This window comes from Actinocrinis sp. (genome assembly GCF_035946395.1).
Taxonomy (GTDB): Bacteria; Actinomycetota; Actinomycetes; order Streptomycetales; family Catenulisporaceae; genus Actinocrinis.
In genome coordinates, this window is record NZ_DASYZI010000453.1 from 1 (window position 1) to 11,508 (window position 11,508).

At 71.2% G+C, this 11,508-nt stretch carries 11 protein-coding genes; 6 read left to right on the top strand and 5 right to left on the bottom strand.

Annotation, left to right across the window (positions count from 1 at the left end; genetic code table 11):
• Positions 1–305: cold-shock protein (locus VGS97_RS29720; protein ID WP_349262305.1), on the bottom strand; the 305-nt coding region annotated here is incomplete at its 3' end.
• Positions 306–547: 242 nt separating this feature from the next.
• The gene (locus VGS97_RS28740; RefSeq protein WP_326856822.1) at positions 548–1,516 is read right to left on the bottom strand and encodes a hypothetical protein; all 969 of its coding nucleotides are present in this window, start codon (positions 1,514–1,516) and stop codon (positions 548–550) included.
• Positions 1,517–1,712: 196 nt separating this feature from the next.
• On the opposite strand from VGS97_RS28740, the gene VGS97_RS28745 reads away from it, so the two are divergent.
• Positions 1,713–2,432, top strand: a complete 720-nt coding sequence (locus VGS97_RS28745; protein ID WP_326856823.1) for a copper homeostasis protein CutC — start codon at positions 1,713–1,715, stop codon at positions 2,430–2,432.
• A 199-nt stretch (positions 2,433–2,631) separates the two neighbouring features.
• Here the strand turns inward: VGS97_RS28745 and VGS97_RS28750 are convergent, their stop codons facing one another.
• Positions 2,632–4,824: an AAA family ATPase gene (locus VGS97_RS28750; protein ID WP_326856824.1), complete on the bottom strand. Its 2,193-nt coding sequence runs from the start codon at positions 4,822–4,824 to the stop codon at positions 2,632–2,634.
• 229 nt (positions 4,825–5,053) lie between these two features.
• On the opposite strand from VGS97_RS28750, the gene VGS97_RS28755 reads away from it, so the two are divergent.
• On the top strand, positions 5,054–6,277 hold the full coding sequence (locus VGS97_RS28755) for an amidohydrolase (RefSeq protein ID WP_326856825.1): 1,224 nt from the start codon (positions 5,054–5,056) through the stop codon (positions 6,275–6,277).
• 109 nt (positions 6,278–6,386) lie between these two features.
• Here the strand turns inward: VGS97_RS28755 and VGS97_RS28760 are convergent, their stop codons facing one another.
• A complete protein-coding gene (locus tag VGS97_RS28760; RefSeq protein ID WP_326856826.1) occupies positions 6,387–7,769 on the bottom strand; it encodes a PTS transporter subunit EIIC in 1,383 nt (460 codons plus the stop codon).
• 21 nt (positions 7,770–7,790) lie between these two features.
• A complete protein-coding gene (locus tag VGS97_RS28765; protein WP_326856827.1) occupies positions 7,791–8,573 on the bottom strand; it encodes a GntR family transcriptional regulator in 783 nt (260 codons plus the stop codon).
• A 226-nt stretch (positions 8,574–8,799) separates the two neighbouring features.
• Between VGS97_RS28765 and VGS97_RS28770 the strand changes: the two genes are divergently transcribed.
• The 4 genes from VGS97_RS28770 to ptsP all read left to right on the top strand — a co-directional run.
• Positions 8,800–9,030, top strand: coding sequence for a PTS glucose/sucrose transporter subunit IIB (locus tag VGS97_RS28770; protein ID WP_326856828.1), 231 nt, complete (start codon positions 8,800–8,802; stop codon positions 9,028–9,030).
• Positions 9,031–9,056: 26 nt separating this feature from the next.
• Complete coding sequence (locus VGS97_RS28775; RefSeq protein ID WP_326856829.1) at positions 9,057–9,518, top strand: PTS glucose transporter subunit IIA; 462 nt, start codon at positions 9,057–9,059, stop codon at positions 9,516–9,518.
• Positions 9,519–9,639: 121 nt separating this feature from the next.
• Entirely contained in the window at positions 9,640–9,906 is a 267-nt protein-coding gene (locus VGS97_RS28780; RefSeq protein WP_326856830.1) for an HPr family phosphocarrier protein, read from the top strand.
• Positions 9,887–11,508 (top strand): phosphoenolpyruvate--protein phosphotransferase (ptsP, locus tag VGS97_RS28785; RefSeq protein WP_326856831.1); only part of this gene is annotated, 1,622 nt, incomplete at its 3' end. The genes VGS97_RS28780 and ptsP, both read left to right, overlap by 20 nt.

The following is an 11,508-nucleotide window of genomic DNA, read 5'->3' on the forward strand; positions in this document are numbered from 1 at the left end:
CGCCGCAGCGTGTTCGACGTATGGTCGAGCACCTTGATGACGTCCTCGACGATGACCACGAGTTCGTCGGCGGGCTTGCGCACCGCGGCGGCCACGGACGGCCGCGCGTCCAGAAGGTGCAGGTTCAGCGCGCTCTCGCCGCGCCGGCCGTCAGCGATTCCGAACTCCACGCGCTGACCCGGCTTGAGCGCGGTCGTCCCGGCCGGCAGGGCCGAGGAGTGGACGTGGACATCGCCGCCGTCGTCACGCGTGATAAATCCGTAACCCTTATCGGCGTTGTACCACTTCACCTTGCCGGTTGGCACGGGACTACCTCATCCGTCTTGTCGTCACTGGGGCCTTGCAAGAGTTCTTGCCAGAGCTGCGCGCCCGTATGCGCGTCGAGGCGACGCTGTTCGCGTCACCCTGATGAGTTAAGGCTAGCCGCCGATCGACCGGCGGTCACCATCGTTACCCACGGAGGTTACCTGCTGCTCGGCTTCCGCTCGTTTGGATCAGTCAGGCTGGAAATCCGTGGCTGACGACGCCCGGCCGACCACTTGAGCGTTCAAAGCTGGCGGCTGATCCCGCGGGCCAGCCGCCAGCTCAGGAACAGCGCGGCCAGCAGCGCGGCGATCCGCGGCAATGTGCCGAAGAAGGACGCCGCCCCGGCCACCAGGTCCGAGGTGTCGACCTTGGTGCCGCCCCACACCCCGCGCTGATGCAGCCAGAAGCCGAAGGCGTAGAGCAGGGCCGTGGTCACCGGCACGCCCACGGCGAGCGTCCACTTCTCCACCTCGGTGTAGAACCGCGAGGTGAAGGCCACCAGCCCGGCGATCAGCAGCACGACCCACTGCCCGAGCACCGCTCCGAGCAGGAACAGCGCGATGGCCAGCGCCTCCCAGGGATGCACCCGCGGGCCGGCCGCCCAGACGCCGCGCATCCGCATCACCATCGGCGAAAGCGACTGCGCCGGCTCCTCGGGCTCGGCGGAGATCACCGGCAGCACCATCGTGGTCGTGGCCGGCGAGGCAGGAGCGGACGGCGCGACCGGCGCGTGCAGCGCGCCGACCGTGTCGATCCGGTACTCCGGGGCGAACGGGTCCGGATCGAGGCAGATCTCCGGGGTGTCGATGGCGGCCGAGCCGGACGCGGGGCTCAGCGGGACGTACGGCGCGCCGGACTGCGGCGACGGGGCGAGCAGTTCGGCGAGGTCGTCGGTGATCGGCACCTGCGGGCCGTCGGTGGCCCGCGCCAGCCTGGCGCTGAGCCTGGCCTGGTAGTCGGGGTCGCGCTGGACCTCGGAGTCCACCAGGGTGACCGGGTCGCCGAGCCGGGTGAGGATGCGGTCGAGGGTGGCCAGGTCGCTGCCGCGCCTCGCGCGCTCCTGCTCGATGGTCTCGCGGAGGGACTCCACGAAGCGGATCCGCGCGGCGGGCGAGAGTTTGCCCGAGGCCTCGTCGGCCACCTCGCTCAGATATCCGAACAGCCGCTGCTCCGGCTGGATCTTCGCGTTCTTCGTCACTTCCCCGCGCAAATCGGCCTCCCCTCGCGCGCGCTCGGTCAGTGCTGTTATGCCCAGCCTAGACGGACCGTGCACCGGCGCGCGAAGTACGGGTTGGAGCACCCGACCGAGTCTGCGCCCCCCTGACCGCCGCCTCCCGCGCTCGTCCAGGATGCCTTCGAAAGGCCCACTCGGCACGCTTTCAGCACGGCTGTGGCAGGCTTGGCGCATGTCGAAAGCGCTGCTCGAAGTCATCGCCCTGGACGCGCAGGACGCCCGGCTGGCCGTCGAGGGCGGGGCGGACCGGCTCGAACTGGTCAGCTCCATGGAGTTCTCCGGCTTCAATCCGCCGCTGGAGGTGTTCAGCGCGATCCGGTCCGCAGTGGACATCCCGCTGCGCGTCATGGTCCGGCTGCGCGACGGCTTCCTGGCCGGCGGCCCCGGGCAGATCAGCGCGCTGACGACCTCGGTCAGGCAGCTGCGCGAGACCGGCGCGGACGAGTTCGTGCTCGGCTGGCTGACCCAGGACGGCGCGGTGGACCTCGCCGCGGTGCAGGTGGTGCTTGAGGCGCTGGATGGGGCGCCGTGGACCTTCCACAAGGCGATCGACCAGGCGGCCGACCGGAGTGCGGTTTACGCGGCGATCCGGGGGCTGCCCGGTCTGGACACGGTCCTGACTTCCGGCGGACCGTTCCCGGCGGCCGCGGGGGTCGAGGTGCTCAAGGCGGAGGCGGCGCGTGAGACCGCCGATCCGCGCGGCCTCAACCTGCTCGTCGGCGGCGGTCTGCGGTTGAGCGACGTCCCGGCCCTGCGCGAGGCGGGCCTGACGGCGTTCCACATCGGCACCGCCGCGCGTTACTCCGCGGACTGGGCCGGGCCGGTGGATCCGGAACTGGTCGCCGCTTGGCGGACCGCGATCGACACGCCGCTCGACGTCATCGAGGGCTGACGCTGTCTGACACGACATGCCGGACAGGACGCCGCCCGACGGCGCGTCGATCACGGGTCACCGGATGCACGATGTGAGATAACTCACAGTGCGCACAGCGCCTCCGTCAGTGACATCCGCGCCGTGCACACCCTGGCGTTCCCCGCTGTGTCAGCCCATGCAGGAGCCGACACGCTGCCACCCGACACCGCGGCATCCGCTAACGGCCGGCCAGCTGCGGCGGCAACGGCCGGGCGTGCAGTACCGTCAGCGCGCTGACAGCACGGGTGAGCACGACGTAGAGCCGTCGCAGCCCGAGGATCTCGGCGTATTCGGCCTCGACGATGTCCGCCGGCTCCACGACGATCACCTGGTCGTATTCGAGTCCCTTGGCCAGGCTCGCCGGGACCAGCACGACGCGCGGCGTTTCGCCCTCGGCATCGTCGGGTTCCTCGCCGCCCAGGACCGCGTGGCCGACGCCGCGCACGGTCAGCGCCTTCGTCAGCGCGTCGATCGCGGCGTCCGCGGCGATGACGCCGATCGAGCCCTCGCGGCCGAGCGCGTCGGCCGCCGCAGTGGCGACCGCGTCCGGGACGTCGGCGACCGCGAGCACGTCGAGCCCGCCCGCCGCCTGCCGCACCGAGGTCGGCGGGGCCAGGCGCGGCGCGGCGAACGGCAGCAGCCGCGCCGCGTACTCGATCACCTGCCTCGGCACCCGGAAGCCCTGGGTCAGTTCCTCGCGCACCGCCTCGGGTTTGCCGAGATGCCGCAGCGTCTCCTCCCAGGAGCCGGCCGCCCACGCCGTGGTCGCCTGCGCCACGTCGCCGAGCACGGTGGCCGAACCGGTCGCGCAGCGCCGCCCGACCGCGCGGCACTGCATCGGGGAGAGGTCCTGCGCCTCGTCGAGCACGACGTGCGCCAGCGAGGGAACACGGTCGAGCTGATCGGCGAGTTCGTCGAGCAGGACGGCGTCGGCCGCGGTCCATCGCGCGGCGGCCGGGCTGCGCGGGACCTTCGCGCCGGGCCGCTCCCAGCAGATCAGCGCCTGCTCCTCGGCGCCCAGCAGGCCGTCGGCCGCCTCGGCCAGCCGCGCCGCCGACGCCAGCAGCCCGAACAGCAGCTTGATCGGATCGACCGCGGGCCAGAGCTCGTCGACGACCTGCTTGACCGGACGCGAGCGGGCCACCGCGTCCTGCACCCGGTCGTCCGGGGACTCGCCTTCGGCCTCCATCCTGGTGAGCACGGCGTGCGCGATCCGCTGCGCGAGCATGGCCCGGCCGGCGGCGTACCGCACGTTGCGGTCACGGATCGCGTCGATGTGCCGCTGGATCTCGGAGGTGGGCACCCGCCACTTGCGCACGCCGCGCGGCACGGTCACCGCCTCGGTCGGCGCGGCCAGGTTCGCCCAGAGCGCGCGGTACAGCACCTGCGCCATCCGCTCGTCGCCCTTGATGCGCGCCGCGTCCGCGTCGTCGACGCCGCGCACGGCGAAGCGCTGAGCGAAGCCCTTGGATACGAGTTCTTCGACGGTCGCCTGCGCCACGTCCACCTCGCCGAGGGCCGGCAGCACCTGTTCGATGTACTTGAGGAACTGCCGGTTCGGGCCGACGACCAGGGCGCCGCCGCGCTTGAGCCGGTCGCGGTGCGTGTAGAGCAGGAAGGCGACGCGGTGCAGCCCGACCGCGGTCTTCCCGGTGCCGGGAGCGCCCTGCACGCACACGGATTCGCCGAGATCGGCGCGGACGATCTCGTCCTGCTCCGGCTGGATCGTGGCGACGATGTCACGCATCGGCCCGACGCGCGGCCGCTCGATCTCTTCGGTCAGGATCCTGCTTTCACCGGAAGGCGCGGCCCCGGCTGATGCGCTCCCCGACCGTGTGTTTTCGGACAGTGCAGCCCCGGGCAGCGCAGCCTTGGACAGTGCAGCCTCAGACAGTGCAGCCCCGGCCGCCGAGCCGTCCAGCGGCTCGTCCTCGTAGGCGGTCAACTGTCCGCCGGAGAAGCCGAAGCGGCGGCGCAGCGCCAGGCCGTGCGGGTCCTTCGCGCTGGCCCGGTAGAACGCGACCGAGACCGGGGCCCGCCAGTCGACGACCATCGGGTCGCCGCCGGCGTTGTGCACGTGGCGGCGTCCGACGTAGTAGCGCTCGCCGCGGTACTCGCCGGGCAGGTCGCGCGAGTAGTCCAGCCGGCCGAAGAACAGCGGCACGTCCGGGTGGTCGAGCAGTGCGGCGGCGCGGGCCTGGATCGCGGCGTGCAGCACCTCGGTGGAGACGGCGTTGCCGCCCTGTGCCCTGAGGGCCAGCGTCTCGTCGCGCATGGAGCGCAGCGCGGCGCGGGATTCGGCCAGGTGAGTGGCCTCGGCACGGATCGTGGGGTCGTCGGCGGATCGTGATGACGCAGGTGACGAAGGCATGACGGCTCCAAGTAGGTACACAGGTCACAGAGACAGTGGACGTGTATTCATCGGAGCGCAGAGGTCTCAGCGCGGGCTCGTCAGTTCGCGGCGGCGCGCCGTACGTGTGCTGGGAAGGGCGACCACTTTACCAGGGCGGCGCGGCCGTCTCGTCGATTATCGTCATGAGCGACATGCCCGTTGATCCATTACGACTTAAAGCGCTTACAGCGCTTGCCCAGGAGGAGCCATGGCCGTGACCGCGATCGTCGGCGGCAGGATCGTGCCGATCGAAGCCGAGCCGATCGAGGGCGGGACGCTGCTGATCGAGAACGGCCGGATCAGCGCGCTCGGCGGCGCCGACCTGCCGGTGCCCGGCGGCGCCGAGATCGTGGACGCGGCCGGGAAGTGGGTGCTGCCCGGCTTCATCGAGGCGCACGGCCACCTCGGCGTGCACGAGGAGGGCGAGGGCTGGGCCGGCAGCGACACCAACGAGTTGACCGACCCGGTCATGGCGCGGGTCCGGGCGATCGACGCGATCAACCCGGACGAACAGGGCTGGCGCGACGCGATCACCGGCGGCGTGCTCGCGGTCAACGTGAACCCGGGCTCGGGCAACCCGATCGGCGGGCAGACGGTCGCGCTCAAGTGCTGGGGCGGCACCGTGGACGACCGGGTGCTGCGCGAGCCGGCCGGGATCAAGTCGGCGCTCGGCGAGAACCCCAAGCGCGTCTACAACGAGAAGAAGCAGACCCCGTCCACCCGGCTCGGCACCGCCGCGGTGATCCGCGGCGCCTTCGTCGCGGCGCAGAACTATCTGGCCAGGATCGAGGCGGAGGCGGCGAAGCCGGCGCAGGAGCGCAAGCCGGTGGAGCGCGACCTCACGCACGAGGCGCTGGGCCGGGTGCTGCGCCGGGAGATCCCGTGGCGGCAGCACGCGCACCGGGCCGACGACATCGCCACCGCGCTGCGCATCGCCGACGAGTTCGGCTACGACCTCGTCATCGACCACGGCACCGAGGCGCACCTGGTCGCCGACAAGCTGGCCGCCCGCGGCGTCCCGGTCGTCATCGGCCCGCTGTTCACCTCGCGCTCGAAGGTCGAGTTGCGCAACCGCTCGCTGGCCAACCCGGGCCGACTGGACCGGACCGGGGTGACCATCGCGATCACCACCGACCACCCGGTTGTGCCGATCCACTTCCTGGTGCACCAAGCCACGCTCGCGGTCAAGGAGGGCCTGGACCGGGACGCTGCGCTGCGCGCGCTGACCGTCAATCCCGCGCGCATCCTCGGCGTCGACGACCGCCTCGGCTCGCTCGCCGCCGGCAAGGACGCGGACCTGTGCGTCTGGTCCGGCGACCCGCTGGACGTGATGCAGCGGGTCGAGCGCGCCTTCATCGACGGGCGCGAGATCTACACCTACGACTACGGCTGCGCCGAAGGTGTTTTCCAGCCTTTTCACCAGGCGCGGTGAGCCGTCGCGACCAGAAATCCGTTCCCTGATGCGAAACCCGTCCCCGGCCCTGGTCGCGAGGGCCGGAGACGGGGGTCCGCGGGTTCAGCCGCCCTGCCGCCGGATCAGCTCAGGAGGCTGCTTCGGCCAGCACCGTGGCGCCGGCTTCCTCATCCGCGTCGGGCTCGCGGCCCGGCGTCATGATGTTGAAGCGTTTGATGGCGAACGTGAACAACACGTAGTACACCACAGCGAAGACGAGCCCGATCGGGATAAGCAGCAGCGGCTTGGTCGCGATGTCGTAGTTGAAGATGTAGTCGAACAGCCCGGCGGAGAACGAGAAGCCGTCGTGGATGCCCAGGGCCTGGACCAACGCCAGCGACACGCCGGTGAGGACCGCGTGCACGCCGAACAGCAGCGGGGCCGCGAACAGGAACGCGAACTCGATCGGCTCGGTCACGCCGGTCAGGAACGAGCACAGCGCCGCGGAGAGCATGATGCCGCCGACCAGCTTGCGCTTGTCCGGACGCGCCGCGCGGGTCATCGCGTACGCCGCGGCCGGCAGCGCGAACATCATGATCGGGAAGAAGCCGGTCATGAACATGCCCGCGGACTTGTCGCCGTGGAAGAAGCAGATCAGGTCGCCGGAGTAGGCGGTGCCGTTCTGGTGGCACTGGCCGCCGATCGCCGTCGTCCACACCAGGTTGTTCGGGATGTGGTGCAGGCCGAAGGGCAGCAGGAGCCGGTTGATCAGGCCGAACAGGCCGGCTCCCGCGGTGCCGTTGCGCCCGGCGACCCCGCCGAGGTTGTTGATCGGCACCGCGGCGAACTCCCAGATCAGACCCATCACCACGCCGAGCGCGACCGCGGCGAACGCCGTGACGATCGGCACGAAGCGGCGGCCGCCGAAGAAGGCGAGGTACGGAGGCAGCTTGATCCGGTAGTAGCGCTGGTAGAGCATCGCCGCCATCAGGCCGACGAAGATGCCGCCGAGCACGTAGGTCGGATTGTGCGAGATGACGTCCGAGTACGCCACGGCGCCGGTCTTGGGGTCCTTGCCATAGAAGGGCGCGGCCCAGTCCTTGCGCCAGGCGCTGCCCGCCGGCATCGCGAACACGGCCGCGGTGACCTCGTTGTAGACCAGGTAGCCGACCGCGGCGGCCAGCGCCGTCGAGCCGTCGGCGCGCCGGGCGAAGCCGATCGCCACGCCGATGGCGAACAGCAGCGGCAGGAAGTTGAAGATGCCGTTGCCGGCGGCGGCGAAGACCTGCTCGACGTAGACGAGCCAGTGCCAACCAGTCGCGGTCGCCAGGTACAGGCCGTGCTGGGTCGGGTCGGCGGGAACCGCGCGCTCGCCGAGGATGTCGTCGGAACCGAGCCGGATGAGCAGCCCGGCGGCGGGCATCACGGCGATCGGCAGCATGAGCGAGCGGCCGATGCGCTGGAGCGTGGCGAGTATCTGGTTGCTGGTGGGTGCTGCCGGTGGCAGTCCGTCGGCTGTAGCCGCGGTCATGGACGGTCCTCCATCGAGGGTTTATCCACGCGTCGCGCCGACGTCGCCGGTTGGGCGCTCCGCGCGGGGATTGGTGATCGGCTGTGCGGGCCTTTCGAGCGGTACCCACAGCTGGTACCGGTCGGCGCGGTACGCCGAGACGGCGTACTCGATGAGCACGTCGCCGGCGTAACTGCGCCGGGACATCTGTAGTACGACTCCGGCGGCTGAGATCTCCAGCAGCGCGGCGTCTTCGGGATCCGGATTGCCTGCCTCGATGACTTGTTCGCCCCAGGTGAGCTTGAGGCCGTACTCGTCCGCGAGGGTCTGGTAAAGGGACTGCGGGGTGCCGTGGCTGAGCAGGCCGGGCACCCTGTTCTCCGGCAGGTGGGTGCGTTCCACCGCCATCGGGATCGAATCGGCGTAACGCAGCCGGGCGAGGCGCACCACCGGCTCGCCCGGGTTGAGCTCCAGCTGGCGCGCGAGCACCGGGGTGGCCTCGATCCGCTCGAAGGCGAGCGTGCGCGAGGCCGGGACCATGCCCCTGCGGGTCATGTCCTCGGTGAACGAGGCCAGCCTGATCTGTAGATCCATCTTGGGCTGGGCCACGAACGTGCCCCGGCCCCGGACGCGGTACAGCCGTCCCTCGGTCACCAACTGGTTGATCGCCTGACGGACGGTCATCCGGGAGAGCGCGTAACGCTCGCCGAGGTCCCGCTCGGAGGGGATCGGAGTGTCGGGCACCAGCTCGGTGTCGATCAGGTTGATGAGGATCTCGCGCAGCTGCTGGTGCTTGGGCACCGGGCTGCGAGAAGTGATCTCCATCGGGGTCGTGTCCTTCGGCTGTCGTGTCCTTCGACGGGGGTCGCGCGGGATCGTTTCCGGCCCGCGCTCTGCCCCGGTTCGGTGTTTGAAGTGGTTGAAGACTCTGTTCTAGTGATTCTGGTCACGCTAGTGTTCTGGACCGGACTAGACCACCGTGGGCCAGTAGCTGTCAAGGTCCCCGACTCGAAGAATTCATCCCGGCCCGTTCACCCCCAGGGGAGCGAAGATGGACAAGGCAGAGGCGATCATCGCCGGACTCGGCGGGGCCGACAACATCGTGGAGATCGAACCGTGCATCACCCGGCTTCGCACCGTGGTGCGCGACGGGTCGAAGGTCAGCGACGCCGCGCTCAAGGCGGCCGGCGCGCACGGCGTGATGAAGGCGGGCACCGTCGTCCAGGTCGTGGTCGGACCGGAGGCGGACACACTGTGTATGGACATCGAGGATCTGCTCTGAGATCAGGCGCGGACCCCCTCACGCAGATGGACGCCACAGTGTTGCTCGTGCGCTCGCCGCTGCCCGGAACCGCGATCGGGCTGCGTGACGTGCCGGACCCGGTCTTCGCACAGGCCATGGTCGGACCCGGGGCCGCCGTCGACCCCGAGCGCGGACCGCTGACCGCCGTCGCGCCGATCGCCGGGACGCTGGTCAAGCTCAAGCCGCACGCCTTCGTGATCGCCGGGAGCGACGGCCGCGGCGTGCTCGTGCACCTCGGCATCGACACGGTGAACCTGGACGGCGCGGGCTTCGAGTTGCTCGCCACCGAAGGCGCCGAGGTCGAGGCAGGCACGCCGGTGATCCGGTGGAACCCGGCCGAGATCGAGGCGGGCGGACTCTCGCCGATCTGCCCGGTGATCGCGCTGGACGCGGAGCCCGCCGCGGTGGACCAGGTCGCGGCCGGGGCGATCGAACCCGGCGTCACCTTGTTCCAGTGGACGGGGTGAGCGGATGCCTCACCTGCCCGCTGCACTCCCGGCCGTTAAGAACACAGTTCTCTGCGGTTGGCCGAGCGCGCGTAGCATCGCCGTGTCCACGAACCGTGAAGTGAGGAGCCTAGGAGCCGACATGCCAGAGCGAATCGTCACCGTGGCGTCCCGCGTCGGCCTGCACGCCCGCCCCGCGGCGGTGTTCGTCAAGGCCGCGAGCGCCGCACCGGTCCCGGTGACCATCGCCAAGGCGGGCAAGGAGCCGGTCAGCGCCCGGTCGATCCTGGCGGTGCTCGGCCTCGACGTGCGCTGCGGCGACCAGGTGGTCATCGCCGCCGACGGCAACGGCGCCGAGTCGACGCTGGACGAACTGGAGGCGCTGCTCAGTGCCGACCTCGAAGGCTGACATGGACGCGGCCGGGCCGACGCCACCGCCACCGCCGGGCACGCCGCTGTCAGGACTCGGCGTCGGCGGCGCCGCGGCGGCCGGTCCGGTGGCCCGGATGGCGCTGCGCCCGCCCGAGCCGTCCGCGACGGCCCATCCGTCCGGAGACGCAGAGCACGAGGCCGAACGGGCCCGCGTGACACTGCGCGAGGTCTCCGAGGAGTTGCTGCGCCGCGCGGCGACAGCCCGCGACGAACTGGACCGCGCCGACGCCGCCGACATCCTCGAAGCCCAGGCGCTGATGGCCGAGGACCCCTCGCTGCTGGACGGCATCGGCGCGCGCACCCGGACCGGGCTGACCGCCGAGCGGGCGATATTCGAGACCTTCAACGAGTACCGCGCACTGCTCGCCTCGGCCGGCGGGTACCTCGCCGACCGAGTCGGCGACCTCGACGACATAGCGGCGCGCGCGGTGGCGGCGGCCTGCGGCGAGCCGATGCCCGGCGTGCCGGACCCGCCGGAGCCGTTCGTGCTCGTCGCCCTCGACCTGGCCCCCGCCGACACCGCGCTGCTCGACCTGACCAAGGTGCTCGCCCTGGTCACCGAGCAGGGCGGCCCGACCAGCCACACCGCCATCCTGGCGCGGGCACGCGGCGTCCCGGCGATCGTCGGCGTAGCCGGGGCACTCGCACTCGCCGACGGAACGCCGGTCCTGGTTGACGCGGCCACGGGCACCGTCACACCTCACCCCTCACCCGAACTCCTGGCCGCCGCGGACGAACGCGAGCGGGCACGCGCACGTGCCAAGCTGGTCACCGGCCCGGGGCGCACTGCGGACGGCGTACTGATCAGCCTGCTGGCGAACGTCGGCGGACCGCAGGACGTGGCCGGCGCGGTGGCCGCCGGAGCCGAGGGAGTCGGCCTGTTCCGCACCGAGTTCCTGTATCTCGGCTCTGCGACTCCGCCCTCGCTGGAGACGCAGGTCGCGGCGTACCGCGCGGTGCTCGACGGCTTCGCCGGGAAGCGTGTGGTGGCGAGAACTCTCGACGCGGGCGCGGACAAACCGCTGCCGTTCCTGCCGCTGGGCGCGGAGCCGAACCCGGCGCTCGGCGTACGCGGACTGCGGGCGTTCCGCGGCGAGCACCAGCCGCTGCTGGAGACGCAGTTGGCCGCGCTCGCCAAGGCCGCGGAAAGCGCGTCCGCCGAGCTGTGGGTGATGGCGCCGATGATCGCCGACGAGCGCGACGCGGCCTGGTTCGCCGAGCGGGCGAGATCCCACGGCCTGGGCACGGTGGGCGCGATGATCGAGGTCCCCTCGGCGGCGCTGCGTGCGGATCCGCTGCTCGCGGAAGTGGACTTCGTGTCGCTGGGCACGAACGACCTGACGCAGTACGCGCTGGCCGCAGACCGAATGCTCGGCTCGCTCGGTGCGCTCCAAGACCCCTGGCACCCGGCAGTCCTCCGCCTGATCGAACTGACCGCCGCCGCAGGAGCGGCCTGCGGCAAGCCGGTAGGCGTCTGCGGAGAGGCGGCAGCCGACCCGCGACTTGCACCGGTGCTCGTCGGACTGGGCGTCACCTCGCTGTCCATGGCCCCCTCGGCCATCCCCGAAGTCCGCGCCGC